The sequence below is a fragment of the Sporosarcina sp. ACRSM genome (assembly GCF_022346545.1).
Classification (GTDB): Bacteria; Bacillota; Bacilli; order Bacillales_A; family Planococcaceae; genus Sporosarcina.
Window position 1 is genome coordinate 386,226 of sequence record NZ_JAKRNU010000001.1, and the last position, 26,164, is coordinate 412,389.

Annotated in this window: 28 protein-coding genes; all 28 read right to left on the reverse strand. The window is 44.5% G+C overall.

From position 1 onward, the window contains the following. Positions 1-41: 41 nt before the first annotated feature. The gene (locus MHZ95_RS01845; RefSeq protein ID WP_239388795.1) at positions 42-1,748 is read right to left on the reverse strand and encodes a proline--tRNA ligase; all 1,707 of its coding nucleotides are present in this window, start codon (positions 1,746-1,748) and stop codon (positions 42-44) included. 82 nt (positions 1,749-1,830) lie between these two features. Next, positions 1,831-3,096 carry an RIP metalloprotease RseP gene (gene rseP / locus MHZ95_RS01850; RefSeq protein WP_239388796.1) on the reverse strand — a complete coding sequence of 422 codons (1,266 nt, stop codon included), beginning with the start codon at positions 3,094-3,096 and terminating at the stop codon, positions 1,831-1,833. 43 nt (positions 3,097-3,139) lie between these two features. Next, positions 3,140-4,288: a 1-deoxy-D-xylulose-5-phosphate reductoisomerase gene (locus MHZ95_RS01855; RefSeq protein ID WP_239388797.1), complete on the reverse strand. Its 1,149-nt coding sequence runs from the start codon at positions 4,286-4,288 to the stop codon at positions 3,140-3,142. A 50-nt stretch (positions 4,289-4,338) separates the two neighbouring features. Then, entirely contained in the window at positions 4,339-5,133 is a 795-nt protein-coding gene (locus MHZ95_RS01860; protein ID WP_239388798.1) for a phosphatidate cytidylyltransferase, read from the reverse strand. Continuing rightward, the gene (locus MHZ95_RS01865) at positions 5,130-5,924 is read right to left on the reverse strand and encodes an undecaprenyl pyrophosphate synthase (RefSeq protein ID WP_304648876.1); all 795 of its coding nucleotides are present in this window, start codon (positions 5,922-5,924) and stop codon (positions 5,130-5,132) included. The genes MHZ95_RS01860 and MHZ95_RS01865 overlap by 4 nt, the downstream gene beginning before the upstream one ends. A 188-nt stretch (positions 5,925-6,112) precedes the next feature. After that, positions 6,113-6,670: a ribosome recycling factor gene (gene frr, locus MHZ95_RS01870; RefSeq protein ID WP_239388799.1), complete on the reverse strand. Its 558-nt coding sequence runs from the start codon at positions 6,668-6,670 to the stop codon at positions 6,113-6,115. Next, entirely contained in the window at positions 6,670-7,395 is a 726-nt protein-coding gene (gene pyrH / locus MHZ95_RS01875) for a UMP kinase (protein ID WP_239388800.1), read from the reverse strand. The genes frr and pyrH overlap by 1 nt, the downstream gene beginning before the upstream one ends. A 206-nt stretch (positions 7,396-7,601) precedes the next feature. Next, the gene (gene tsf, locus MHZ95_RS01880) at positions 7,602-8,486 is read right to left on the reverse strand and encodes a translation elongation factor Ts (protein WP_239388801.1); all 885 of its coding nucleotides are present in this window, start codon (positions 8,484-8,486) and stop codon (positions 7,602-7,604) included. A 122-nt stretch (positions 8,487-8,608) separates the two neighbouring features. Beyond that, positions 8,609-9,334 carry a 30S ribosomal protein S2 gene (rpsB, locus tag MHZ95_RS01885; protein WP_239388802.1) on the reverse strand — a complete coding sequence of 242 codons (726 nt, stop codon included), beginning with the start codon at positions 9,332-9,334 and terminating at the stop codon, positions 8,609-8,611. 143 nt (positions 9,335-9,477) lie between these two features. After that, positions 9,478-9,996, reverse strand: a complete 519-nt coding sequence (locus tag MHZ95_RS01890; RefSeq protein ID WP_239388803.1) for a helix-turn-helix domain-containing protein — start codon at positions 9,994-9,996, stop codon at positions 9,478-9,480. A gap of 6 nt (positions 9,997-10,002) precedes the next feature. Next, on the reverse strand, positions 10,003-10,302 hold the full coding sequence (locus MHZ95_RS01895; RefSeq protein ID WP_239388804.1) for a hypothetical protein: 300 nt from the start codon (positions 10,300-10,302) through the stop codon (positions 10,003-10,005). Continuing rightward, a complete protein-coding gene (locus MHZ95_RS01900) occupies positions 10,299-11,081 on the reverse strand; it encodes a FliA/WhiG family RNA polymerase sigma factor (protein WP_239388805.1) in 783 nt (260 codons plus the stop codon). The genes MHZ95_RS01895 and MHZ95_RS01900 overlap by 4 nt, the downstream gene beginning before the upstream one ends. A 109-nt stretch (positions 11,082-11,190) precedes the next feature. Further along, a complete protein-coding gene (locus tag MHZ95_RS01905; RefSeq protein ID WP_239388806.1) occupies positions 11,191-11,685 on the reverse strand; it encodes a chemotaxis protein CheD in 495 nt (164 codons plus the stop codon). A gap of 1 nt (position 11,686) precedes the next feature. Further along, positions 11,687-12,319: a chemotaxis protein CheC gene (locus MHZ95_RS01910; protein WP_239388807.1), complete on the reverse strand. Its 633-nt coding sequence runs from the start codon at positions 12,317-12,319 to the stop codon at positions 11,687-11,689. Then, positions 12,309-12,776 carry a chemotaxis protein CheW gene (locus tag MHZ95_RS01915; protein WP_239388808.1) on the reverse strand — a complete coding sequence of 156 codons (468 nt, stop codon included), beginning with the start codon at positions 12,774-12,776 and terminating at the stop codon, positions 12,309-12,311. Before MHZ95_RS01915 ends, MHZ95_RS01910 begins: the two co-directional genes overlap by 11 nt. A 16-nt stretch (positions 12,777-12,792) precedes the next feature. Then, positions 12,793-14,862: a chemotaxis protein CheA gene (locus MHZ95_RS01920; protein WP_239388809.1), complete on the reverse strand. Its 2,070-nt coding sequence runs from the start codon at positions 14,860-14,862 to the stop codon at positions 12,793-12,795. 12 nt (positions 14,863-14,874) lie between these two features. Further along, on the reverse strand, positions 14,875-16,014 hold the full coding sequence (locus MHZ95_RS01925; RefSeq protein WP_239388810.1) for a protein-glutamate methylesterase/protein-glutamine glutaminase: 1,140 nt from the start codon (positions 16,012-16,014) through the stop codon (positions 14,875-14,877). A 1-nt stretch (position 16,015) separates the two neighbouring features. Next, a complete protein-coding gene (locus MHZ95_RS01930; RefSeq protein WP_239388811.1) occupies positions 16,016-16,882 on the reverse strand; it encodes a MinD/ParA family protein in 867 nt (288 codons plus the stop codon). Continuing rightward, entirely contained in the window at positions 16,875-17,987 is a 1,113-nt protein-coding gene (gene flhF / locus MHZ95_RS01935) for a flagellar biosynthesis GTPase FlhF (protein ID WP_239388812.1), read from the reverse strand. Before flhF ends, MHZ95_RS01930 begins: the two co-directional genes overlap by 8 nt. Further along, a complete protein-coding gene (gene flhA / locus MHZ95_RS01940) occupies positions 17,987-20,017 on the reverse strand; it encodes a flagellar biosynthesis protein FlhA (protein ID WP_239388813.1) in 2,031 nt (676 codons plus the stop codon). Before flhA ends, flhF begins: the two co-directional genes overlap by 1 nt. Before the next feature lie 42 nt (positions 20,018-20,059). After that, positions 20,060-21,142, reverse strand: a complete 1,083-nt coding sequence (gene flhB, locus MHZ95_RS01945) for a flagellar biosynthesis protein FlhB (RefSeq protein WP_239388814.1) — start codon at positions 21,140-21,142, stop codon at positions 20,060-20,062. Between the two features lie 4 nt (positions 21,143-21,146). Next, positions 21,147-21,923 carry a flagellar biosynthetic protein FliR gene (gene fliR, locus MHZ95_RS01950; protein WP_239388815.1) on the reverse strand — a complete coding sequence of 259 codons (777 nt, stop codon included), beginning with the start codon at positions 21,921-21,923 and terminating at the stop codon, positions 21,147-21,149. Between the two features lie 4 nt (positions 21,924-21,927). Further along, a complete protein-coding gene (fliQ, locus tag MHZ95_RS01955) occupies positions 21,928-22,197 on the reverse strand; it encodes a flagellar biosynthesis protein FliQ (RefSeq protein WP_239388816.1) in 270 nt (89 codons plus the stop codon). Positions 22,198-22,208: 11 nt separating this feature from the next. After that, positions 22,209-22,874 (reverse strand): flagellar type III secretion system pore protein FliP, encoded by a 666-nt coding sequence (fliP, locus tag MHZ95_RS01960; protein ID WP_239388817.1) that lies wholly within the window; start codon positions 22,872-22,874, stop codon positions 22,209-22,211. Then, on the reverse strand, positions 22,867-23,565 hold the full coding sequence (locus MHZ95_RS01965; RefSeq protein WP_239388818.1) for a flagellar biosynthetic protein FliO: 699 nt from the start codon (positions 23,563-23,565) through the stop codon (positions 22,867-22,869). The genes fliP and MHZ95_RS01965 overlap by 8 nt, the downstream gene beginning before the upstream one ends. Positions 23,566-23,572: 7 nt before the next feature. After that, positions 23,573-23,935, reverse strand: a complete 363-nt coding sequence (locus MHZ95_RS01970) for a response regulator (protein ID WP_239388819.1) — start codon at positions 23,933-23,935, stop codon at positions 23,573-23,575. 22 nt (positions 23,936-23,957) lie between these two features. Then, entirely contained in the window at positions 23,958-25,154 is a 1,197-nt protein-coding gene (fliY, locus tag MHZ95_RS01975; RefSeq protein ID WP_239389179.1) for a flagellar motor switch phosphatase FliY, read from the reverse strand. After that, positions 25,147-26,145 carry a flagellar motor switch protein FliM gene (gene fliM / locus MHZ95_RS01980; RefSeq protein WP_239388820.1) on the reverse strand — a complete coding sequence of 333 codons (999 nt, stop codon included), beginning with the start codon at positions 26,143-26,145 and terminating at the stop codon, positions 25,147-25,149. The genes fliY and fliM overlap by 8 nt, the downstream gene beginning before the upstream one ends. Positions 26,146-26,164: the final 19 nt, after the last annotated feature.

Genomic DNA, 26,164 nt, shown 5'->3' on the forward strand with positions numbered 1-26,164 from the left:
AAGAAGGGAAGTGCCGCTAAACGGCCTTCCCTCCTTGTGTATTATTGTGTTGAGAAAAAGCCTTGTAGCTTTTCAGTAATTTCTTCTTTTTGCCATTCGGTTGTTTCGCCTGTTTGTCTGAATTTCACTTCGACAATTCCTTCCGAAGCTTTTTTACCGACTGTCAGGCGTATTGGCAATCCGATCAAATCTGAATCAGCGAATTTGACACCTGCACGTTCAGGACGATCATCATAGAGCACTTCATATCGATAGGATTTCAAGACGCTGTATAATTCATCCGCCAATTCCTTTTGGATTTCGTCTTTGACGTTGACTGCAATCAGGTGGACATCGTATGGGGATAGGTTCTTGGGCCATTTCAAACCGTTCTCGTCGTTAAATTGCTCCGCGACGGCAGCTAAAATGCGCGACACTCCGATACCATAGCAGCCCATAATATACGGTTTCGCCTTACCGTTTTCATCTAAAAATGTACCTTCCATCGGTTCGCTATAAGTAGTACCCAGTTTGAATATATGGCCGACTTCGATGCCTTTGGCAAATTTAATTGTGCCATTGCCATCTGGTGAGGCGTCTCCCTCACGGATAAACCGCAAATCTTCATAACGGTCTACTGCAAAATCACGCTCCGGATTGACATTCTTTAAATGGAACCCATCCTCGTTCGCACCACATACACCATTGACTATGGCTGCCACGGCATGGTCTGCAATCACATGTAGACCGACTGGTAATTTAACCGGTCCGATTGAACCGACTGTACATGCAAGAAGACTTTGGACGTCCCTTTCAGCAGCTAATTCGATTTCAGTTGCCCCTAATGCGTTTTTCAGTTTAATCGCATTGATTTCATGGTCGCCGCGGCATAGCACCGCAACGTGTTCATCATCCGCTCTAAAGATCAATGTTTTGATCAATTGGTCGTTTTCGATTTCAAGAAATGTTGCCACTTCATCAATCGTTTTTTGATCAGGTGTGGCGACCTTCTCAACTTCTTTTAACGGCTCGTCTCGTTTGACGTATGAATTATTCACGTCCGCCATCTCAATGTTAGCCGCGTAGGGAGAACTATCGCTATAGGCAATCGTATCTTCACCAATATCCGACAAAGCCATGAATTCATGTGTATCGGTTCCACCAATTGTACCGCCATCTGCAATGACTGCACGGAAATTGAGTCCTAGGCGCGTAAAGATATTCATATATGCCCGCTTCATATCTTCATATTTTTCATCTAAGCTTTCTTCAGTCGCATGAAATGAATAGGCATCTTTCATGATAAACTCCCGTCCACGTAACAAACCAAAGCGTGGACGTTGCTCATCTCGAAACTTCGTCTGGATTTGGAACATTGTGAGCGGTAATTTTTTATAGGATTTCACTTCATCACGAACAAGTGATGTGATCACTTCCTCATGAGTCGCACCGAGCGCAAACTCCCGCTCATGACGATCTTTCAGACGAAATAATTCAGGACCGTACGAATACCATCTGCCCGTCTCCTGCCATAATTCCGCTTGCTGCATCGCTGGCATGAATACTTCGACTGCATCGATCGCTTCCATCTCTTCCCTGATGATTTTCTCGATTTTTTGCAAAACTTTCTTACCTAAAGGCAGGAAAGAATACACACCGCTTGTGTTTTGACGAATAAACCCGGCTCGAAGAAGCAGCTGATGTGAGATGATTTCTGCATCAGAAGGAACTTGACGCATTGTTGGTATGAATGTTAGAGATTGTTTCATAAGTTATTCCCACCTCTAGTGAAGTTCAATGTTCACGCTTTCTCTCTTTTTGCTGAAGATCAATGACGCATTCCTCTTTTCTTTAGGAGGAAAAGAAGAAGCGTTGAATGTCATTCCACGTGACGACTAGCATCAAAACCATCAAGAGTACAATCCCGACAAAATGGACCATTCCTTCTTTTTGCTTATCAATCGGCTTTCCTCGAATCGCTTCGAACAAGAAGAACAATAGTCTACCACCATCCAGTGCTGGCAATGGCAGCAAATTCATAATCCCAAGGTTGATACTTAAAATGGCGGCCCAGTTCATCAAACTGTAAATGCCAAACTTTGCGACATCCTCTGTTGCTTTATAAATACCGACCGGCCCGGACAATGCGTCTATCGTGAATTGCCCCGTCACTAACATCCCAAGCAACTCAAATATACGCTTAATCCAAGTGACTGTTTGCTCTGCACCGAACGCCACTGCTTTCAGAGGATTCTTTTCAACTGGGCTTGTATAAGTAACGCCGATTTGTCCAAATGTCTCGCCTTTTTCGGTTACGGATTTAGGTGTCACTTCCAGTATCTGACGAGTGCCACTCCGCTCAACTTCAAATTGCAAAGGCATACCCGGATTTTCTTGAATGACGAGTGCAAATTCCTGCCAGGTCTCGATTGGCGTGCCGTTCACCCCTGTAACTAAATCGCCTTTTTCCATCCCCGCTTCTTGGGCAGGGCCATTGGAACTGACCTCAGAAATAATCGGTTCATATGTCGGAACCCCTTGCAACAAACCGATTGCAAGAAAAATGAAAAATGCTAGGATGAAGTTGAACAATGGGCCGGCAAAAATGGCCATCGCCCGCTGACCGACCGATTTCGATTCGAACTGTCTGTCGTAAGGGGCGATCAGCGTCTCCTGTCCTTTTTCGTAGATAACCGCTTTTCTTGAAACATTAAAACGGACAAGTTGCCCTTCATCATCATACCCTTTGATGAACATGTCCTTTTCCAAATCGGATGCTTCCGTTTCTAAGAATAGGACATCCGGATTCGCGACATTGCGATTTAGGTAAATTTTTTCAACTTCCCCAGTTTCCCCGATGATGAGACCAACACGATATCCCGGCTGTAACTGGACCGTATCGAAATCTTCCCCGGCCATTCGTACATAGCCTCCTAGCGGAAGTAGTCGAATCGTATATAATGTTTCATTTTTTCTGATGCCTAAAATTTTGGGACCAAACCCAACTGCAAATTCGCGCACCATAATCCCGGCTCTTTTCGCGAACAAGAAATGTCCCAGCTCATGAAATGTAACTAGAGAACCGAATATGATGATAAACGCAATTACGGTTTCCATAAAAAACCACCTTCACTGGCCTTCAAAGCCGATTCTAAACAACTCATTCTACCATAGCATACACCATTTTTCGAGTCAGCGTATCTGTTTCTAAAATCGTTTCGAGGTCGGGTGCAGCAATCGTCTCATGCTGATCCATCATCCGTTCAATGATATCCTCGATTTGCACAAATGGGATGCGCCCATCCATAAAGAGACTGACCGCGATTTCATTCGCTGCATTCATCACCGTCGGCATTGTTCCGCCTTCCCTACCGGCGGCATATGCCAAAGCCAATGCCTTGTAACGTGCGAAATCTACTTTTTCAAAATGCAATCGGCCGATCTCCTCCAGACGAAGTGGCTTTGCGTTTTGCATCGGAATACGATCCGGATACGTCAATGCATATTGAATCGGTACACGCATATCTGGAGAGCCCAGTTGTGCCATCACACTGGTATCTTCGAATTCCACCATGGAATGGATGATACTCTCTTTGTGCAACAAGCAATCGATCTGGTCATATGGCATATTGAAAAGATGATGGGCTTCAATGACTTCCAGCCCTTTGTTCATCATTGTCGCTGAGTCGATTGTCAATTTGCTGCCCATGGACCAGTTAGGATGGGCCAAGGCTTGTTCAACTGTCACATTTGTAAGCTCCTCACGGGAAAGATCTCGGAAACTGCCTCCTGACGCTGTTAAAATCAGGCGAGACACACGCTTCGGATTTTCACCGTTTAACGACTGGAACAACGCAGAGTGCTCACTATCGACGGGTAATAACGGAACCCGATGTTTACGGGCTTCTTCCATCACAATATCCCCCGCAGCGACAAGCGTTTCTTTGTTGGCAATCGCAATCGGTATCCCGGCGCGGATTGCTTCCAATGTCGGCTCCAATCCGACACTTCCGATAACCGCACTCACCAATACATCTGCACCGGACCGTGCTGCAATTTCGATAAGCCCTTCTTTGCCATGGACGAATCGGATGGTTGGGAACTCGGTTTGCAATGCTTGTGCATCCTCCTGTCTGATGACAGATATCATTTGAGGATGGAAGGTAGCAGCAATTTCCCTCACCTTAACTATATTCAACCCCGCCGAAAAAGATACGAGCTCGAATTTATCCGGATTGGACCCGATAATATCCAACGTTTGTATACCGATGGACCCCGTCGCTCCAAGCAAACTAATTTTCTTCGTCATAAAGACACCCTTTCCAATCAATCCCACAACTGTAGTCCTACTAATTCAAGTTAACCAACAAAATGTAAAAAATGAAGTAACGGCAATACAAAAAGGAGACTGTCGAATCGATCCAGTATCCCACCGTGACCCGGCAGCAACTTCCCGGAATCTTTGACTGCATAATGCCTTTTCAATGCAGATTCAACCAAGTCGCCCAATTGGCCGACAATTGAAGCAACAACCGTTACACCGACTAGAATGATATACGTCGATGAAAGCGCATAAAAATATTGAAAAATGCATGCGAAAACGACTGCCGATAGAATACCACCGATAAAACCTTCTACTGTTTTATTCGGGGAGATTTCCGGCCAGAGTTTCCGTTTTCCGATCTTTCTTCCAACGAAATAAGCACCCGAGTCCGTCATCCAAATCACCATCAATGCATAAATCACATATTCGATCCCAGCTAATCTTGTTTCGATCAAATAATAAAATCCGATTCCTACATAGAGAGCAGCCAATACTGAAAATGCTGCATGATCAAATGTATAGCGATTTTTTACGATAACTGTATAAATCAATAAAATAAGAATGATGGCAAATGACATTTCGATTTTCGTATATCCCAACTTGCTATAAACCGCGTCATTCCAGGTAACCGGCATGAGAAGTATGACAAGTGCAATCCAAGTCAAAACCCCTTCCACGGAAAAAAGTCGAATTTCTCGCATTCTTAACAGTTCGAAAAGGCCAATCGTTGCCATGATATATACCGCTAAAGTGAATGGCAATCCACCTAAGAGGACGATTGGAACGAAAAAGGCAAGCGCAATAATGGCCGTTATAATTCTTTGTTTCAAATAGTTCCCTCCCCTTCAACGCTTCCGAAACGTCGATGACGCAGCTGAAATTCTTCCATCGCTTGAATCATGCAGGCTTCATCAAAATCCGGCCATAACACACTCGTAAATGACAATTCCGCGTAGGCGAGTTGCCATAACATGAAATTGGAAAGTCTCACTTCTCCGCTCGTACGGATGAGTAAATCCGGCTCTGGCAAATGCGCCGTCATCAAATACGAACTAATGATCGACTCATCGATATCATCCACTTGAAGTGAACCGTCATCAACGAGTGTAGCGATTTTCTTCAAAGCTTCGACAAGTTCAAGCCTGCTGCCATAGTTCATCGCAAAATTCAATGTCATCCCATCATTGTCCTTCGTCGCTTCCATCGCTTTTCGAATCGCTTTTTTCGTATGTTCCGGAAGCATCTCGACATTGCCGATCATTTCAACTTTTACATTTTTCTCAATCAACTCGGGAAGATATGTGCTCAAAAACTCTCCGGGAAGCTTCATCAGGAAATCAATTTCGAGCTTAGGCCGTTTCCAGTTTTCCGTGGAGAATGCGTAAAGTGTCAACACTTCTATGCCTAAATCATTTGCGATTCGCGTTATTTTACGGACCGTTTTCATCCCTTCATGATGTCCCGCGATCCTTGGTAAGTTACGCTGTTTTGCCCATCTGCCGTTTCCGTCCATGATGATTGCTACATGGGCGGGAATCTGCCCCTTCTTAACATTGGCAATCCGGTCCGATAACAATCCCTCAGACATCGCAGTTTTTTTTCGCATGAGTTTGTCCAGCATGTCATTTCCTCCACTCGGCTACTTTTCTGAGCAAGTACATACTCTATCGTAACAAATTAGACGTACAATTTCATTTTTTTCCGATCATCCAAAACAAAAGCGCAGGGCGCCTACCTAGATGATCGGAGCCTATACGAAGAAAGAGACGTCCTGAAATTAGGACGTCCCGGTCTATAGAAAGTTCTCTATCAGATTTCCATGATTTCATTTTCTTTGTCTTTTGCGATTTGCTCAATTCTCTCAATTTGCGAGTCTGTCAGTTTTTGGATTTCTTCTCCGTTACGGTGCAATTCATCCTCTGTGATCTCGCCATTTTTTTCGAGTTTCTTGAAATCATCATTCGCATCACGACGGATGTTACGAACCGCAACTTTTGAGTCTTCCGCTTCTTTTTTCACTTGCTTGACAAGCTCTTTACGACGTTCCTCCGTCAAGGCAGGAACGGCAAGACGGATGACAGAACCATCATTTGATGGTGTAATCCCAATGTCCGATCTCATAATCGCCTTTTCAATTTCTCCGAGCGTTGTCTTGTCATATGGTTGGATGACGAGAAGACGCGGTTCAGGGACTGAAATTCCAGCCATTTGGTTTAGCGGCGTTGGTGCTCCGTAATACTCAACAGAAATTCTGTCTAAGAGAGAAGCGTTTGCACGTCCGGCTCGAATTGATGCCAGCTCTCTTGTATAAGCACCGATTGCTTTTTCCATACGATCTTTCGCTTGATCCATCACTGTTTTCGGCATTATAGATTCCTCCTGACAACCGTTCCAATCGGCTCACCTAGAACGGCTCTTTTAATATTTCCATTATCCATTATCGAGAATACTACGAGAGGGATATCATTGTCCATACATAGCGTTGAAGCAGTGGAATCCATCACTTCAAGCCCTTGACTGATGACTTCCAAATAAGAAAGTTCCTGATACTTCACTGCATTTGTATCTTTCATCGGATCGGCAGAGTATACACCGTCCACATTATTTTTCGCCATCAGTATGACGTCCGCTTCGATTTCTGCCGCCCGAAGCGCCGCAGTCGTATCTGTTGAGAAATAGGGGTTCCCTGTACCTGCTGCAAAGATCACAACCCGCTTCTTCTCCAGATGTCGGATCGCTTTCCGGCGTATGTAAGGTTCCGCTACTTGTCTCATTTCAATGGAAGATGAAACACGCGTTTCCACACCGAGTTTTTCAAGGGAATCTTGAAGCGCAAGGGAATTCATGACTGTTGCAAGCATTCCCATATAATCGGCTGTCGCACGATCCATGCCCATCTCGCTGCCAATTTTCCCACGCCAAATATTTCCGCCACCAACGACGACAGCCACTTCGACGTCCAGATCGACAACTTCCTTCACTTGTTCGGCAACCGTTTTGATGATTGCTGGAGATAATCCAAAACCTTTATCACCGGCAAGTGCTTCTCCGCTTAACTTCAAGACGATTCTTTTGTATTTTGGGACGTTCATTTGTATCCTCCATCTACTACTTTATTCTCATCAAAAGCATAGGGCGTCGTTTAGCCCCGACAAGCGCTGGAAGGCCTGAAGATAAAGGCGCTCTTCGCCTTTATCGGCGGGACTGAAGCAACTCGAAGGGCCGACGCCCGAAGCCTGGTCGAAAAATAGGGAACACATGCATGTGTTCCCCATCAGTTGTTCTATAAAGAAATCAATTAGTTACCTTTAACTTGGCTCATTACTTCATCCGCGAAGTTATCTTCACGTTTTTCGATTCCTTCACCTACTGCATAACGGATAAATTCTTTCAATGTACCGCCAGTAGCTTTGACGAAGTCGCTCACTTTTTGATCGGAGTTTTTAACAAACGCCTGATCAAGAACACAAATTTCCTCGAAGTATTTGCCGATACGGCCTTCAACCATTTTCGCTACGATGTTTTCTGGCTTTCCTTCGTTAAGTGCTTGTTCAGTTAGAACTTTACGCTCGCGTTCAACTTCTTCTTCCGATACTTGGTCACGAGAAACGTATTTCGGATTCAAAGCTGCAACGTGCATTGCAACGTCTTTTGCCGCTTCAGCATCTGTAGAGCCTTCAAGCACAACAAGAACTCCGATACGGCCGCCCATATGAAGGTATGGTCCGAATGCATCGTTATCTGTTTTTGTACGGATTTCGAAACGGCGAAGTGTAATTTTCTCACCGATTTTCGCAACTGCGTTTGAAATATGATCCGCAACGGAAAGGCCATTTTCCAATTTGGAATCATGCGCTTCTTCAATCGTTGCAGGTTTTGTAGCAAGAAGATGCTCTGCAAGTTCTTGTACAAGCGTTTGGAACGCTTCATTTTTCGCAACGAAGTCTGTTTCAGCATTCACTTCAAGGATAACCGCTTCGTTTCCATTGACATGAATCGTAGTCGTTCCTTCTGCAGCGATACGATCCGCTTTTTTCGCTGCGCTGGAAAGGCCTTTTTCACGAAGGAAATCGATTGCCGCTTCCATGTCACCATTCACTTCTGTAAGTGCTTTTTTGCAGTCCATCATCCCTGCACCCGTTTTTTCACGAAGTTCTTTTACCATTTGTGCTGTAATTGCCATTTTCCATTCCTCCAATTTATGTCGTTACTATCTGAACATAAGCGCAAGGCGCGTCAGCCTTAGACATTCCTAAAAAAGACGATAAGGGGATAGGCCGCTTATCGTCTTTTGATTTACTAAATTTACTCTGCAGCTACTGTTTCTTCTTCAGTCGCCTCTTCGTCTTCGCCTTGTCTTGATTCGATCAAAGCGTCAGCCATTTTGCTTGTTAGTAGACGTACTGCACGGATCGCATCATCATTCGCAGGAATGACATAGTCGATTTCATCCGGATCACAGTTTGTATCAACGATTCCGACAAGTGGGATGTTCAATTTGATCGCTTCCGCTACAGCAATGCGCTCTTTGCGTGGATCAACGACGAACATTACATCAGGAAGTGCTTTCATATCACGGATTCCGCCAAGGAATTTAACAAGGCGTTCGTGTTCTTTTTTAAGTTGTCCAACTTCTTTTTTAGGAAGTACGTCGAATGTACCGTCTTCTTCCATACGCTCGATTTCTTTCAAACGTGCAACACGTTTTTGAATTGTACCGAAGTTCGTAAGCGTTCCGCCGAGCCAGCGTTGGTTGATGTAGTACATTCCAGCGCGTTCAGCTTCTTCTTTAATTGCATCTTGAGCTTGTTTTTTCGTACCGACGAAAAGTACTTTCCCGCCGTCAGCACCAACTTGGCGCATAAATGCGTAAGCTTCTTCAAGTTTTTTCACCGTTTTTTGAAGGTCGATGATGTAGATACCGTTACGCTCTACGAAAATGTATTTTTTCATTTTCGGATTCCAACGGCGTGTTTGGTGACCGAAGTGCACCCCTGCTTCAAGCAGTTGTTTCATTGAGATTACTGACATTTGTTATTCCTCCTGTTTGGTTTGATTCCTCCGTGCGCTTCATTCGGCAGAGCGACCTTTCGGCACCTTCCCCGTCGTCCGTGCACGTGTGTAGTAATACCATTTGCTAATATACCACAGCAGAATTCGTTTAGCAACTTATTTCACCTGAATTTGAGCATCAGTTCCACTTCAGTTTTTCCTTTTCCGAGCTTTTTGGCAATTTCTTCGATGGAATAGCCTTGTCGATGCCACTCCAGCGCCCGTGTTCTGTCGTCTTCCGGCTCCCGTTCAAGTTGCTCATCAGATTCACCGCCATGTACTGCCCTGGCATTTTCATACGTTTGAAGCGCAATATTGACGGGCACTTTCGGTATGCCGATGGCCGGTCCAGGTTGCGGTTCTTCCGTAGGGGCAGTCGGTACTGGCATGGCAGAGTCAGCAATTCCCGACTGTTCTTGTTTCGCCATTTCTGTTTGCCGTTCGGCAAGCTTTGCGATCAGCCGCTCATTTTCATCTTTTAATTCCGCCAAATAGGCACCGATCGAGTCATCCATTTCATTCATGAGCTGACGTTGTTTTTTTTCCAAGTCATCAAATTTCGACACTTTCGTGTAAAGCAAAACAAGGAAATAAGCGACGATAATTTGAATAAAAAATAAAACTGCTAAGAAAATCGCCATTATCGATTACCCTGTAAAGTCGACAAATGCACCTTTGTAAGGATGATGTGTCTTCTTTTCTTCCTCATTTTCTCGCTGCTGGCCATCTTGTGAATCGCCTTGTTCATGTCGTTTTCCATTTCCATCCGCCCTTGCCGATTGTTTCGTTTCCAAGACCGTTTCTTTTGCCTTTGCACTTTGCCTCTCCGTCAATGCATGGGCAAGGTCCTGATTCACTTGCGATTGTTGAAGTTTCTGTTCAGAAACCTTGCCCGCATCGAAAGTCTTCGGAATCGCAATTTGCAGTTCAATTCCTTTTAGACTCATAGAATCCCTCCATCGACGATTTCAGACGTTAATAATTTACGAAGTTTAAACAAAGCCCGAGAGTGGATTTGGGAAATCCTTGAAGTGGATAAACTTAAAATTTCTCCGATTTCTGTCAATGTCATTTCTTCTGTATAAAACAAATTCAAGACGAGCTGTTCATTTTTATTCAACTCTTGGATTTTCTTTGCCAAGTCGCCCACCAATTCGTTCATCATCGTCTTCTGTTCTGGAGTCTTGGAGTCTCGATCTTTGATCACAAATGATTTCTGTCCTTCTTCGTCATCATCATTGATTTTTTCATCGATGGAAAGTACGTTTGAAAAATATTGTTCACGAACCGTCTCATACACTTCGTCAACGCTCATCCCAAGATGATCGGCAACTTCTTCTGGCGTCACATGGCGCAATAATTTTTGTTCAAGTTTTGTGATCTCGTCTTCAAGCTTTTTTGTTTTTTCCCTAGAAGAACGGGGCATCCAATCTTCTTTTCGCAAGCCATCGATAATCGTTCCCCGAATCCGAAATGAGGCATATGTATCGAACTTCAAATCCCTACTCGGGTCGAATTTTGTCAAAGCATCGAACAATCCGTGAAGTCCTAGGCTCATAATATCATCCCTCGAAACATTTCTCGGGAGTCCCGCACTAATCCGCTGTACATGGTAGGTAACAAGCGGCGTATACTTACGGACCAAGGCATCTCCCGCTTCGGGATCACGCTTTCGAATCCATTGGTCCCAACATGCCTCTTCGTCCATCAAATCCTGTTTTGACATCGAATCCCTCACTTTCCATGATGATTCACTTAGTCATTGTACTTATCAGTATAGCAAAAATGCTCGAAAAAAGGCGACTGAACCGATCAGCCGCCATGTATTTCCCTGCTCAAATATCTTTTGTCCCAACGTTCACAGTCCGGATATTAAGAAGTGAAGTCTCGGGATCAAATTCGATTGTACGTCCACTGGAACCACCTGTATCTTCAGCGATCAGGGGAATGGATAAACGTTTCAATTGTTCTTTCACCGCTTCCACATTACGTGGGCCAATACGAATCGTATCACTTGAGCCGAATTGGAACATTTGTGCTCCACCTGCAATTTTCGCTTTCAATGACATCGGTCTGACGCCTTCCGCTTTCAACATTTCCATTAATGCATAAATTCCTGTATCTGCAAACTTGGCCACATTTAAACGATCTGATTTGGCCAGGCCGGAATCCGGAAGCATCACGTGCAAGAGTCCGGCAATTTTTTTCCTTTCGTCATATAACACGACACCGACACACGAGCCAAGCCCGGACGTCCGGATGGTCATCGGCTCTTTCACAATATTCATATCCGCAATCCCGACTCTCACCACTTCTTGTAATAACGCCATCTTACAGTACACCTAATGAACGAAAAATCGTTCGATAAGAGGTGGGATCAGGCATCAAGAAGAATTGGCCGTTGATGCTCGATGTGCCATCCTCACTTTCCTCACTGATCTGTGTATCGATGACGATCACCTCATCGCTATGGTGAGAAACTTCAATCAGGCCGAAGCTGACAATCGCACCGACCATATCGACGCTCAAAGATGGCACTGTCGGATAGATATTCAATCCTGTGAAATCGGATAATGCGGATAAGTAAGAACCTGAAAGAATATTGCCCAATTCTTGCATCGCTGAAATGCCGATTTCGGGAATGGATGCAGATTCAAAATCGAATGTGTCGTCTCCGATCAACCGTTTAATAAAATGATTGGCCGAGTGGATCGGAAGAACAAAGAACATGCTCCCGGATAAATCACCTTCGATGCGAAGAAAGATGCCTGCCACGACTTTTTCGGCACCGCCTGCCAACTCAAACATTTCATCAAAGGAAACGAGCTTGACATTTGGAACGTACATGTCGATTTTACGATCGAGTAATTGTGACATGGAAGTTGCCGCATGAGCCGCGCCAATATTGCCGATTTCTTTTAAGACATCCAAATGCAAATCTGTAATCGGATTATTAGCGTTCATCCGATGTCCCTCTCTTCACAGGTTCAAGGACTTTCTCCAAATTCAACATGACGAGCAAGCGCTTATCGACTTTCGCAACTCCTGATATAAACTCGGATTCGACCGTTCCGACGACTTCTGGTTGCGGTTCAATCGATCCGACCGGTATGTCGATCACATCATTGGCGGCATCGACAATAAGCCCCACTTCGAATTCAGGTAATGTAACGATAATGATCCTCGTATTTTCATCCATTTCCTTCACTTCTAAGCCGAAACGATCACGCAAATCCACAATCGGCGTGACAACCCCTCTTAAATTCAAAACGCCTTTGACATACGATGGCGTTTTAGGCACCCGTGTAATCGTCAACAGCTTTTCAATGGATTGGACGACATCCACTCCGATTGCATATTCCTTATCTATCAATTGGAATACAATGACTTTCATTTCCTTTTGGTCGATCATTTCAGTCATGATTCATCACTCCCGCTTATTTAATCAATGCGTTGCAATCGACAATCAGTGCAACTTGTCCATTTCCTAGAATCGTTGCGCCGGATATTGCGAAGACATTTTGCAAATAATTCCCGAGCGATTTCAAGACAATTTCCTGTTGACCGATGAAAGAGTCCACGACTAATCCTGCAAGCTTATCCCCTTTTCGAACGATCACAACCGACTGGTAGTCGTCTGCTTCATAGTCTCCATCCGCCGTTTCAAAAATTTCTTTCAAATCGACGAGTGGCACGATATTGCCACGGAAATCTATCACTTTCTGATTATGTGCATTCATGATATCCGACGTCTGAATAATGGCTGTTTCAATAATGGACGACAGCGGAATCGCGTACATCTCTTTCTCCAATTCGACAAGCATGACCGATATGATGGACAATGTCAGTGGAAGTTGGACTTGGAATAAGGATCCGTACCCTTCTTTCGAATCGATCGAAATATGACCACCAAGTGACTCGATGGTGTTTTTTACGACATCGAGACCGACCCCACGCCCGGAAACATCGGAAATCTTTTCAGCTGTAGAAAAGCCGGATGCCAGTATAAGTTCTGCCACTTGCTTATCTGTTAGCGTATCAGCCATTTCTGCGGAGACGATTCCATTGCTAATTGCTTTAGCGAGAACACGCTCACGATTGACGCCAGCACCATCGTCTTCCAATTCAATGAACACATGATTTCCAGAATGATAGGCACGAAGCGTAACTGTCCCTTCCTCCGGCTTCCCTTTTGCAAGCCGTTCAGCCGGTTTTTCAATTCCATGATCCAACGCATTACGGATTAAATGGACGAGCGGGTCACCAATTTCATCGATGACGGTCCGATCGAGTTCCGTCTCGGCACCTACGATTTCCAAGGCAATTTTCTTATCAAGATCACGCGCTAATTGTCGGACCATTTTCGGGAACCGATTGAACACAGTCTCTACCGGTATCATGCGCATATTCAAAATAATCGTCTGCAAATCACCAGAAATTCTCGTCATCCGTTCCACCGTTTCCGTCAATTCGGCATTATGTAATTCACTTGCGATCGATTGAAGCCTACCACGGTCTATGACGAGTTCCTCAAACAGATTCATCAGAATATCCAATCGATCGATATTGACACGAATCGTTTTGTTACCGGCTTGCGCTGTGACGTTTTTGCGATTCTGTTTCTCCCCCGAAACTACAGCACTTTTCGGATTTGTTGGTGAATCGACTTTTTCGACTGCCGCTTTCTTAACTATGTTTTCTTCTTTTTCAACTCTACCTTGAAGCAATGTTTCGTTCGTAATAGGCCTTACAACGACGTTTTCAACTTCAGATACTTTCATGATTTTGGCCTTTAGGACATCCGCTTCTTCTTTTGTAAGAAGTGCGACAGCAAAGGTCTCTTCAAAATCTTCATTTTCCAGCTGTTCGACAGCTGGTACGGTTTTGATAACCTCTCCACTTTTCTCGAATATTTCAAAGATCATAAAAACCCTAGCAGCTTTCAGCAAGCAATCTTCCCGCAATTGGATCGAGATTTCGTACGCCTGATAGCCTTGCTCAAATGACTGGCCAATAACTGTCATATCATATTCATCAAATTGTAAGTCCGAATGTCCATTTTGTTGCGTTTCCATTTCTGCTACCGCTGTTGCCGCAGTTTCAGCGGATGCCGCCACTACCGCTGATCCGCCCGCTTCAATCCGATTGAGTACTTCAACCAGTTCCTGGACGTCTTTTTTTCCTGTTCCGCCCGCTGCAATATCAAGCACCATCTCTTCCAAATCATCGACAGCCTGAAAGACTACATCGATAATTTCCGTAGTGACCCGGATTTTAGCGTTGCGGATGGCATCCAGTACATTCTCCATCTTGTGAGTCAAATCGGCGATATCTTCGTAGCCCATCGTAGCGGACATTCCCTTCAACGTATGGGCAGACCGGAAGATTTCATTGACGATTCCAAGATCTTCCGGGTTATTTTCCAGTTCCAATAAATGTTCATTACATGATTGCAAATGCTCCTTACTTTCTTCAATGAACATTTCCAAATATTGATTTGTATCCATAATGCCGCCCCCTTAGGCCTTTATCATTTCCAGTATCGAATCCGGGATGTCTTGTAAATCCACAATTCTATCAGCAAAACCGGCTTCCTTTATTGCTTTTGGCATTCCGTAGACAATCGATGTATTTGCAGATTCAGCGATTGTAACCGTCCTGCCTTTTCTTCGAAGAACTTCCATACCCCTCGTGCCGTCATTGCCCATCCCTGTCATAATGACAGTGACATAATTGACATCAGCACAGGTCGCAGCGGATTCGAGAAGAACATCTACAGAAGGGCGGTGCCCCATACGCGGAGACTCCAAATCATCCAGCTGTGCGTAATAAGAAACACCTTTTTTCACCATCTTCAAATGTTTGCCACCAGGCGCAATATATGCCGTTCCATTGCCAAGAAGCTCTCCATGTTCCGCTTCTTTTACCTGTATACTGCATAAACTGTTAAGCCGGTCTGCAAGCGACTTCGTAAAACCTGGTGGCATATGCTGCACAACGAGAATCGGGACTCCGATCGATTCGGGTAATTGAGTCAGCACTTCTTGTAGTGCTCTAGGCCCCCCTGTCGATGTGCCTATTATAACAAATGTCTTACCTCTTTTGGGAATCTTAACGTCCGGCATTCGAGGACGAATATCGGAAAGTGGGGTTATATCGCGTTGCAACGGAGTTGATTTGACACCTTTTTTTAAGACGCTCGGCACCGCTACAAGTGGACTTGAAGTCTTCCTTGTCAATGTCGACAAACGAACTTCCGAAGCTGAAATGACCTTTTCGACAATTTCGTCACGCACTTCATGCAAATTCAATGAGATGGCACCGCCGGGTTTAGCGATGAAATCAACCGCTCCATACTCCATTGCCAGCATCGTATTTTCTGCGCCGATTTCAGTTGTACTGGACAGCATGACAACAGGGACTGGGTGTTTGGCCATGATTTCTTGAAGAGCTTCAAGACCATTCATTAACGGCATCTCAATATCCATTGTGACTACATCAGGTTTCAATGCCACCACTTTTTCAATCGCATCTTGACCGTTGCGAGCAGTCCCGATCACCTCAATTTTAGGATGACTTGAAAGGAAATCGGATATGAGCTTTCGCATGAACGCTGAATCATCTACCACAAGCGCTTTCTTTCGACTGCCTGTATTCAAATCAGCCACGTCCTTTCGTAAAAATACTTCTCAACTTTCCGAGGAATCGCTCCCCTTTTCGGATGTCTTTTTTGGGTTCGATACCTAGAAAAACGTCTGCAATCGCCATCATCCTTTTAGAAATTGGCGCATTCGGATAAAGCTGGAGAAAGGGCTTTTGAGCAAGCACAGCCTGATGTACAGCAGGGTCTTCTGGGAGAAAGCCGAGAATTTCCGTTTCTTTGTCTAAAAACTTCCGTGCAGCAAACTGGAGTCTTGCAACAGCATCCTTGCCATCGTCCCCTTTCGACACACGGTTACTGACAATATGGAATGTTTTCTCGGGATCTTGCAAGCATATGAACTTCATCATTGAATAAGCATCCGTAATCGATGTAGGCTCTGTTGTCGAGATGACGATGATTTCATCCACAGCAATAACGATTTCAATCGCTGTCTGGGTTGCTCCTGCCCCCATATCGAACAGGATGAAATCATAGTCTTTCTGCAATTGTTCAAATGCTTGAATCAACCTATCAAACATGGAAGGTGACCATTCCATCACAGTGTCCAAACCAGAACCGCCAGCAATGAAATGCAAACCGCCCGAAGCTTCATTGATCACTTGGGATAACGCTTCCGTTCCGACTAAATAATCTTTTAAACTATATCGCGGAGCCAGGCCAAGTAATATATGAATATTCCCCATGCCGATATCCATATCGATAATGAGCACTTTTTTTCCTTTAGCGAGAAGGGCATGGGCAAAATTGGTCGAAAAATTGGATTTTCCGACACCGCCTTTGCCACTGACGATGGCAATCGATCTTGAAAGTTCACCCTGTGCCTTCAGCATCTTAAGTCTAAGAGATTCCGCTTGATCACGCATCTGCTTCACCTTTGAACAGCAGGTCGATCAGTTTTTGGCGATCCGCTTCCGTAATGTCTTCCGGTACTTCTTGTCCATCCGTATAATAAGCTGTCCCGATTCCATAATCTTTCATCAAATTAAACATGGAACCGATCGATCCCGTCTCATCCATTTTCGTAAAAATGAACTTTTCGATTGGAAATGCGTTAAATTGATCAACAATGACCCGCATATCCTCCTCCTTTGACGTCATCGACAACACAAGGAAAGATTCCATATCCAATGAGAAGTCAATAAGTTGCGATAAATCTTCGACAAATTTAGCTTCTTTATAATTGCGACCAGCCGTGTCGATGAAAATGAGCTCACGATCGGAAAGCTTCGCGATCGCCTCTTTAAAATCTGCATGGTTGTACGCAATCTCGACTGGCGCTTGCAATAGATTGGCGTATGTCCGGAGTTGCTCAATGGCTGCAATCCGGTACGTATCCGTTGTGATAAAGCCGATTTTCTTCTTATTTTCGAGTAAGGCCCTCGCAGCAATTTTAGCGATCGTCGTCGTTTTGCCAACTCCGGTCGGGCCTAATACATTAATGTATTTTTTTTGAAATGAAATACCGCCGAATGGTAAACTGTCAAACTCTCGCTCGAGGATTTCCTTGACGAACTGACATTGCTCGCGATCCGTGAAGTCCCTTTTTTCCGCTTTCATCCGTTTGAACAATTCCTCACCGATCATCGTGATGAATGACGCAGCCAATCCTTGCTTCTCCAAGCTAGTCAGCAAAGGTTTCATCTCATCAGGAAACTGGACGTAAGTCGCGGATTGTTGCATGCTCTTCAACATCTTTTTCATATCGTTCATTTCCTTCTGCAATTCCAAAGAAGCTTGACTATCGCTTTGAACTTGCTGAGAAGGTTGAGGGATACCAGGTGCCATTTCCTTTTGCACCGGCTCATCAAATCCTGCAACGACTTCAACAGAACGTTTTCTGAACAAACCGAGAAAACCTTTCGATTTGACGACAGTCGAACTGAGGATGATGGCATCATCGCCAAAATCGGACCGCACTTTTTTCATCGCGTCCACCATCGTGTCCGCCGTATACCTTTTCATTTTCATCAGATATCCACCATCCCGACACTTTGGACTTCAATCGATGCTTCAAGTTCATTGTAAGATAAGATTGGAATTTGTGGGAAATAGCGTTCTGTAATTTGTCTCAAGTACATACGGATTGCCGGCGAACAAAGAACGACAGGCGACTGATCCATTAATGCGACACGCTCCACTTCCCGTGCGATCGACTCATTGATTTCCTGAGAAACGGCCGGATCCATCGATAAGTAATTCCCTTGTTCAGTCTGCTGGATCGTATCGGCTATCGATTTTTCCACTTTACCGGATACCGTTAGCACTTTCAGCGATTGACCTGCCGCTGCATACTGATTCGTAATCTGGCGGGCCAGTGCCTGTCTGACATATTCCGTCAGCACATCGACATCGGACGTATACTTCGAGTAATCGGCCAATGTTTCAAAGATGATTGGCAAGTTCCGGATGGATACATGTTCCCGCAACAGTTTGGCGAGGACTTTCTGGATTTCCCCAATGGATAATGGGGTAGGCGTCAGTTCATCAACAAGAATCGGATATGTTTCCCGTACATGGTCGATGAGCTGCTTCGTTTCCTGTCGACCGATCAAATCTGCTGCATGGGCACGGATCACTTCTGTTAAATGAGTGGAAACGACACTTGGCGGATCGACGACTGTATAGCCAATAATCTCCGCATCTTCCTTGACATCCTCCGTAATCCATTTGGCCGGAAGTCCGAATGACGGCTCGATTGTATCGATCCCTTCGATGGAATCATCTCCTCCCGGGCTCATCGCAAGATAATGGTCCAGCAATAATTCGCCCCTTGCTAATTCACTTCCCTTAATTTTGATTCGGTACTCATTTGGTTGCAATTGAATATTATCCCGGATCCGGACAACCGGAATGACGAGGCCTAACTCAATTGCCAATTGCCTACGGATCATGACGACACGGTCGAGAAGATCCCCACCTTGCGTCGCATCCACAAGTGGGATAAGTCCATAACCGAACTCGAACTCAATTGGATCGACATTCAAGAGATTGACGACATTTTCAGGACTTTTCATGCCTTCTGTTTCAACGTCCTCTTCCATCTCTAAAAGTTCTTCCGGATCTTCAACCGTTTTGCGTGACATCGTAAATGCGCCTGCTGCAAGGGCGGCTGCAATCGGAATAGTCACCATGTCGTTGATCGGTGTTGCTAGTCCAAGCAATAGAATCGTAGCGGCTGCAACGTATAATAATTTCGGTTGCCCTAGCAACTGCCCCGTTATATCGGCACCTAGGTTCCCTTCCGATGTCGCGCGTGTCACGACAATCCCGGTTGCCGTTGAAATAAGAAGTGCCGGAATTTGCGATACAATCCCGTCTCCGACCGTCAATTGAGAGAAGAGTACCGCCGCTTCGCCAAATGGGAGCCCCATCTGCGCAACTCCGATAATCATCCCGACAAGCAAGTTGATGATGACGATGATGATACTCGCAATGGCGTCCCCTTTGACAAATTTGGTCGCACCGTCCATTGCACCATAGAAATCCGCTTCATTACCTACCTTTTCACGGCGCATCCGCGCTTCCGTTTCAGAAATCATACCAGCGTTCAAATCTGCGTCAATACTCATTTGTTTTCCGGGCATCGCATCGAGTGTAAAACGGGCAGCCACTTCCGATACACGCTCCGCCCCTTTTGTAATAACGATAAACTGGATAATGACCAAAATGGCAAAAACAACAAGCCCGACGACAATATTCCCGCCGGTTACAAACGTTCCGAACGTCTCAACGACTCCGCCGGCATCTCCATTCGTCAAAATAGCCCTTGTGGTCGAAATGTTCAACCCGACCCTGAACAATGTCAAAAGTAAAACGATCGTTGGAAAAATGGAAAATTCCAGCGCTTCCTTCATATTCATGGCAGTCAGCAAAACCATTAAGCCGAGTGTAATGTTAATGATGATCAGAAAGCTTAACAGCCATGTGGGAAGCGGGATGACAAGCATCGCAACAATCATGATGACCGCCGCAAGCACACCTATATCTCTAAATTGCATGTCATCCCCACTTTCTTGTAAATTATCTAGACGCATTTATGTTCATATTTTGCGTTGAATTCGATAGACATACGCCAATACTTCAGCGACCGCCTTAAAGAACTGTTCGGGGATCCGGTCCCCAATCTCCACTTCATCATAAAGCGATCTTGCCAACGGTCGATTTTCAACCATGACAATCTCGTTTTCCTTGGCAATTATTTTAATTTTTTGTGCCACGAAATCGACACCTTTCGCGACGACGACGGGCGCATCCATATCCCCGTCATCATACTTGATTGCAATCGCATAATGCGTCGGGTTCGTAATAACAACATCCGCTTGCGGGACTTCCTGCATCATTCGACGCATCGCCATCTCCCGTTGCCGTTGTTTAATACGGGATTTAATCATCGGATCCCCTTCCGCATTTTTATGTTCATCCTTTATATCCTGTTTGGACATCCGGAGATTTTTTTCATAGTCATATTTCTGATAAATGAAATCCAAAATTGCAATAAACAGCAATACAAAAGACGCGATAATGCCCATTAGCACAGTGAGCTGAGCAATCGTCGAAAGTGTATCCAACGGCGTCTTATACGCTAATCCAAGTACTTTGTCTATATTCAAAAAAACGATAAGAAACGTGACCGTACCGATGAACGAAATTTTCAAGATCGATTTTAAAAGTTCAACAATGGCACGGATGGAAAAAATACGTTTAAGTCCTTTAATGGGATCGATTTTCTTTAAATCGAATTTCAATGGCTCCGTCGTAAAGTTGAAGCCGAACTGAAACAAGTTTCCGGCTATTCCTGCCACGACCGCGATTAACATGATTGGCAACAGAATGAAAGCCATTTGAAGCATAATTTCTGAATAAATGAGCATGGTCTGGTCAATGTCCATTGATGTGATCGGGACATACTGTGTAAAAACATGCGAAAAAAAGAAAGTAAAACGATCACGCATGAACCCGGCTGCAAAAAAAAGAAAAAGAAAGACAGATAAAAGGACAATCGCGCTCGTGACATCCTGACTTTTCAGGACTTGCCCTTTTTTACGTGAATCTTGACGCTTCTTGGGCGTAGCCTTCTCCGTCTTTTCGCCCGCAAAAAATTGCAGATCTAAGCGCAATAGCATTCGTTTAGCCACCTCCAAGAAGAACCATCAAGTCTCGCATACTTAAAATCATCACTTCAAATAACTTCCGCATCACTTGAATCATGACACCCATCGTGATGAACAGAACAACAAAACTCACACCAATCTTAATCGGAAAACCGACGACAAAAATATTCAATTGTGGAACGGTTCTCGCTGTAATCCCCAATGCCAAATCGACGAGAAATAATGTCGCTACAATCGGGATCGACATTTGAAAGGCAATGGCAAAAGACATTGCAAATGTCCGGACGACAAATTCAATAAGACGTTCCTCTCCAAATGCCGGCCAAAGCTGATCCAACGGAATGAATTGATAACTATAAAAAATGCCATCCAGCAGCATATGATGTCCATTCAATGCGAGCAATAATAAGATCGCCAGCGAATTGAAAAACTGACCAAGAAGCGGCGATTGTGCGCCTGTTTGCGGATCGATGACGTTGGCAATAGCAAAACCCATTTGAAAATCGATAAATCCACCGGCTATTTGAATAGCCGACATAACGATAAATGCAATGATGCCGATAAATAGCCCAGTCATCGCTTCTTTCATGACAAGCAAAAGATAGGCACCATCAATCTCCAACTCGGGAGCGTCAATGGAATAGACAAGCATCCACGCGAGCAATGCACCGAGAATGATACGGTGGGTCGTCGGAATGGATCGATAAGAAAAAAGCGGAGCCGTGACAAAAAATGCAGTGACACGGGTTAATACAAGTAAATAAACGGCTAATGATGGGATTAATTCATCCATCTCGTCACCCGATATACCGAACGAGATTATCGAAAATATCAGCCGCAAAAGCCGTGACTCTTGCTAACATCCATGGTCCGAAAAAAACGATCGCTACAAGAACAGCAATAATTTTAGGTACAAATGCTAGTGTCTGTTCTTGTATTTGAGTTGTCGCTTGGAATATACTGACGGCAAGTCCTGTCAGCAATGCGACTAAAAGGAGGGGGCCTGATGCCAAAAGGATGACCCATATCGCACGCTCCGCTATTGCTATGACCGTTTCGCTTGTCATTCAAACCCCTCCTAAAAACTTTGCAATAATGATTTAATAACGAGATACCAACCATCCACGAGAATAAAGAGTAAAATTTTAAATGGCAAGGAAATCATGACAGGCGGTAACATCATCATCCCCATCGACATTAAAACACTAGCCACAATCATATCAATGACAAGGAACGGAATGAACACCATGAAACCCATTTGGAAAGCGGTTTTGATTTCGCTTAAGGCGAATGCGGGGACAAGCATCGTCAAGGGGATTTCTTCCAATGTTTCAGGTCGTTCCGCCCCGTTGTAACGAAGGAATAATTCCAAATCTTTCTGTCTCGTATGCTCGCTCATAAACTCTTTAAACGGAATACTTGCCTGTTCGTAAGCTTCTTCCAGTGTAATCTCTTCCGCAAATAATGGCGTCAGTGCCTGCTCATTCACTTGCTGAAATGTCGGAGCCATAATGAAAAATGTTAAAAATAGTGCAAGACCGACAAGAACTTGGTTCGGAGGCATCTGTTGTGTCGCCAGCGCCGTTCTGACAAAAGACAGAACGATGATGATCCGCGCAAATGATGTCATCAAAATGAGGATAGCGGGCGCAAGGGACAAAACAGTCAGCAAAAGCATCAGTTTAATGGAAGTTGATACGTTGGACGGATCACTATCCGAAAAAAATTGAACAAAATCATTCATTTCGGTCGCGCTCCTTTTCTGTCAACTTGCTAATCTGTCGTTTTCTCTCCTCTTTCAATTCATCAAGCTTGGATTGGAAGAGATGACCAAATGCTGCCGGTTCATCTTCGGCTTTCCTTGTTGACGATTTACCTTGCACTTTCGTCAGTATGCGATGAAGCATACCTGTTGCGGTTGTCGCGTTCAAGTTCTCCCCTTCATAAAAAGCTTGGAGCGCTTTAATTTCTTCTGGATCCGTAATTTCTTTCAGAAGGCGGATATCATCTCCGACACCGATCAAGTAATACGATTGGCCAATGACGACCAACTGGATGGACTTATGCTGTCCGAGGGAAAGTCCTCCCATATTTTTCATCAGGCGCGTTTTATCGTATAGCCTATTTTTACGATTGATCAATTTCAGCAATCCGTATAATAGACCGATGACAAACAGCAAGGCGAAGACAACTTTTATGTAATCTGTCACTGACGTACCAACAGCTGCCCCGTCAGAACGACCGGCAGCTGGAGATTCATCGTCAAATTCAATTTCTTCATGTTCTTCATCCTGTTTGTCTTTGTCTTCCAAGGAATCCTTAACTGACATGTTCGGATCATCCGCTGCCAAAACGGATTTTGGTGGCAGTTGGCTTCCAACTAACAGTAACAGGAGGAAAATAGACAAATACTTTTTTATCCCTACTAAGTTCATCTATCGATTATCCCAGAGCTTTTTCAATCGCTTCAATCACACGATCCGCTTGAAACGGTTTAACGATGAAGTCTTTTGCGCCCGCTTGGATAGCATCAATGACCATCGCTTGTTGTCCCATTGCAGAACACATGATGATCTTGGCCGCAGGATCCTTTTCTTTGATTGCTTTCAATGCAGCAATGCCGTCCATTTCAGGCATTGTAATATCCATCGTAACGAGATCCGGTTTCAATTCCATATACTTTTCGACTGCTTGTGCACCGTCTGCCGCCTCTCCGACAACTTCAAAGTTGTTTTTCGTCAAAATATCTTTGACCATCATGCGCATGAATGCAGCATCATCTACTATTAAAATACGTTTTCCCATGTTCTTTACCTCCTGATATTATCTATCGTAAATTATTCAATCGTTCTGTCTGACTTAAAATGTCTGTAATACGCACGCCGAAGTTTTCATCGATAACGACAACTTCACCTTTCGCAATATGGCGATCGTTTACCAATATATCGACGGGCTCGCCTGCCAACTTATCAAGTTCAATAATCGATCCGCTAGACATTTCCAAAATTTCTTTGACAGAACGTTTTGTCCTCCCTAATTCTACAGTGACTTGTAGAGGAATGTCGAGGAGCATATTTAAATTATTCGATTCGGCCTGATTCAATGTCGGACTGTCAAAACTAGCGAATTGTGCTTGCTGGACATTTATTGGTTGTTGTGTCCGCATCGGAGGCGGCTGTGGTGCGGCACTTTGCCGTCCCAAATAAGGATCCTCTGCAGGCTGTTGTCGCTCTGCGACCGGCATACTTTGTTCGTATGCGGGTTGGGTTGGAGTCGACTGCGGCGGTTGCACAGGCGGCGCTTGTTCTGCGATCGCTGCAGCCTCCTCTACCTCGCCGCCTACTAATGACATAACGAGATTTTTTCCGAATCGAAGTGGAAGAAGTTGCATAATCTCCGAATCGATTAGCGAGCCAACCTTCAACGTAAACGACACTTTCACTAGCAAATCATCTTCGGGTATATGTTCACGCCCCTGATCGGATTGTACATCCATTAAGTCGATCGTCGGAGGAGAAATATCCACTTTTTTATTAAATACGGTCGACATGGAAGTCGCCGCGGATCCCATCATCTGGTTCATCGCCTCTTGAACGGCACTTAGATGGATTTCACCGAGATCCATATTCGGTGTTGTGCCGTCACCGCCCAACATGAGGTCTGCGATGATCGCGGCATCACTTTGCTTGATAACAAGCAAGTTCATGCCACTTAATCCTTCCGTATATTCCACTTTAATCGCGACATATGGATGGATGAATTCCGCCTCAAGGCTTTCTTTGTCGATAACAGTAATCGTCGGTGTTGTAATTTCCACTTTTTGGCCAAGCAACGCTGACAAGGCGGTTGCAGAGCTACCAAAGGAAATATTACCAATTTCCCCAAGTGCATCCTTTTCCATTTCATTCAAATAATCTTCTGTCTTGATTTCTTTAGTGGACGAGACTTCGGATTCTTCAGTCCCCACCGGTTCTCCGCGTAATAATGCTTCAATTTCTTCTTGTGAAAGGATATTATCACTCATCATCTTCATCCCCTCCTATCCTAGTTTCGATAATCTGAATAGCCATCTTATTTCTCAAATGCCCGGGCTGTCCAGTGAATTTCGGTATATTTCCGACTTTGATAATAAGCGGATCGTCAATCTTCCGATCAAGTGAAATGACATCGCCAACTTGTAAATGGAGAAAATCCTCCACCGTCATTTGACCTTGTCCCAACTGAGCAACAATCGGTAGTGGTGCTTTTTTTAACCGTCTTTCAAGTAAAATGCTTTGCTCTGGCGTCGGTTCTTTCTTATTGGACTGCATCCAATACCTGACAGACAAGTTCGGTACAATCGGTTCCAAGACGACATGTGGAATACAAATATTGATCATGCCGCTCGATTCACCGATCATAATGTTGAAGGAGATGACGACCACCGTTTCATTCGGCGAAATCATTTGTAGAAACTGGGGATTTACTTCCATTTCTTTCAAATAAGGATCGATATCGATAATACCCGACCAAGCCTCCCGCAAATTATCAAAGGAGCGTTCAAAAAGATTGGTCATGATTTTCGTTTCGATTTCGGTCAGATTATCGACTTTTCCCGGGCTCGCGCCAACGCCTCCCATTAGACGGTCGAGCATTGAATAAGCGATGTTTGGATTTACTTCCATTAAAATGTTCCCATCCAATGGCGGAACTTCAAAAATATTAATCAGCGTCATATTCGGAATGGAACGGATGAATTCCTCAAACGGGATTTGGTCGACCGACGCGACATTAATCTGAACATAAGTCCGAAGTTGAGCCGAAAAATACGTCGTCAACAAACGGGCAAAGTTTTCATGAATCCGCGTCAAACTGCGGATCTGGTCTTTGGAAAAGCGGAGGGCACGTTTGAAATCGTACACTTTGACCTTCCGGGTTTCCTCCTCAGCCTTCATGTCTTCTGCTGACATTTCTCCTGTCGATAGCGCCGATAAAAGCGCGTCTATCTCGTTTTGAGACAAAATATCCCCGGACATATGGCCACCTCCTGCCTTC

Bases quoted from the DNA above. Each gene is read 5' to 3' on its own strand.
- tsf (WP_239388801.1), bottom strand. From the start codon at position 8,486: ATGGCAATTACAGCACAAATGGTAAAAGAACTTCGTGAAAAAACGGGT.
- flhB (WP_239388814.1), bottom strand. From the start codon at position 21,142: ATGCTATTGCGCTTAGATCTGCAATTTTTTGCGGGCGAAAAGACGGAG.
- fliY (WP_239389179.1), bottom strand. From the start codon at position 25,154: ATGAGTGATAATATCCTTTCACAAGAAGAAATTGAAGCATTATTACGC.
- pyrH (WP_239388800.1), bottom strand. From the start codon at position 7,395: ATGAACGTCCCAAAATACAAAAGAATCGTCTTGAAGTTAAGCGGAGAA.
- frr (WP_239388799.1), bottom strand. From the start codon at position 6,670: ATGCCGAAAACAGTGATGGATCAAGCGAAAGATCGTATGGAAAAAGCA.
- MHZ95_RS01915 (WP_239388808.1), bottom strand. From the start codon at position 12,776: ATGACTGAAATGATCGACCAAAAGGAAATGAAAGTCATTGTATTCCAA.
- MHZ95_RS01920 (WP_239388809.1), bottom strand. From the start codon at position 14,862: ATGGATACAAATCAATATTTGGAAATGTTCATTGAAGAAAGTAAGGAG.
- MHZ95_RS01895 (WP_239388804.1), bottom strand. From the start codon at position 10,302: ATGAGTCTAAAAGGAATTGAACTGCAAATTGCGATTCCGAAGACTTTC.
- MHZ95_RS01965 (WP_239388818.1), bottom strand. From the start codon at position 23,565: ATGAACTTAGTAGGGATAAAAAAGTATTTGTCTATTTTCCTCCTGTTA.
- MHZ95_RS01890 (WP_239388803.1), bottom strand. From the start codon at position 9,996: ATGGCGATTTTCTTAGCAGTTTTATTTTTTATTCAAATTATCGTCGCT.
- rseP (WP_239388796.1), bottom strand. From the start codon at position 3,096: ATGGAAACCGTAATTGCGTTTATCATCATATTCGGTTCTCTAGTTACA.
- flhA (WP_239388813.1), bottom strand. From the start codon at position 20,017: ATGCAATTTAGAGATATAGGTGTGCTTGCGGCGGTCATCATGATTGTT.
- fliQ (WP_239388816.1), bottom strand. From the start codon at position 22,197: ATGACAAGCGAAACGGTCATAGCAATAGCGGAGCGTGCGATATGGGTC.
- fliP (WP_239388817.1), bottom strand. From the start codon at position 22,874: ATGAATGATTTTGTTCAATTTTTTTCGGATAGTGATCCGTCCAACGTA.
- MHZ95_RS01930 (WP_239388811.1), bottom strand. From the start codon at position 16,882: ATGCGTGATCAAGCGGAATCTCTTAGACTTAAGATGCTGAAGGCACAG.
- fliM (WP_239388820.1), bottom strand. From the start codon at position 26,145: ATGTCCGGGGATATTTTGTCTCAAAACGAGATAGACGCGCTTTTATCG.
- MHZ95_RS01865 (WP_304648876.1), bottom strand. From the start codon at position 5,924: ATGCTGGACAAACTCATGCGAAAAAAAACTGCGATGTCTGAGGGATTG.
- flhF (WP_239388812.1), bottom strand. From the start codon at position 17,987: ATGAAAATGAAAAGGTATACGGCGGACACGATGGTGGACGCGATGAAA.
- fliR (WP_239388815.1), bottom strand. From the start codon at position 21,923: ATGGATGAATTAATCCCATCATTAGCCGTTTATTTACTTGTATTAACC.
- MHZ95_RS01970 (WP_239388819.1), bottom strand. From the start codon at position 23,935: ATGGGAAAACGTATTTTAATAGTAGATGATGCTGCATTCATGCGCATG.
- MHZ95_RS01905 (WP_239388806.1), bottom strand. From the start codon at position 11,685: ATGGCGTTATTACAAGAAGTGGTGAGAGTCGGGATTGCGGATATGAAT.
- MHZ95_RS01845 (WP_239388795.1), bottom strand. From the start codon at position 1,748: ATGAAACAATCTCTAACATTCATACCAACAATGCGTCAAGTTCCTTCT.
- MHZ95_RS01900 (WP_239388805.1), bottom strand. From the start codon at position 11,081: ATGTCAAAACAGGATTTGATGGACGAAGAGGCATGTTGGGACCAATGG.
- MHZ95_RS01910 (WP_239388807.1), bottom strand. From the start codon at position 12,319: ATGAACGCTAATAATCCGATTACAGATTTGCATTTGGATGTCTTAAAA.
- MHZ95_RS01855 (WP_239388797.1), bottom strand. From the start codon at position 4,288: ATGACGAAGAAAATTAGTTTGCTTGGAGCGACGGGGTCCATCGGTATA.
- rpsB (WP_239388802.1), bottom strand. From the start codon at position 9,334: ATGTCAGTAATCTCAATGAAACAACTGCTTGAAGCAGGGGTGCACTTC.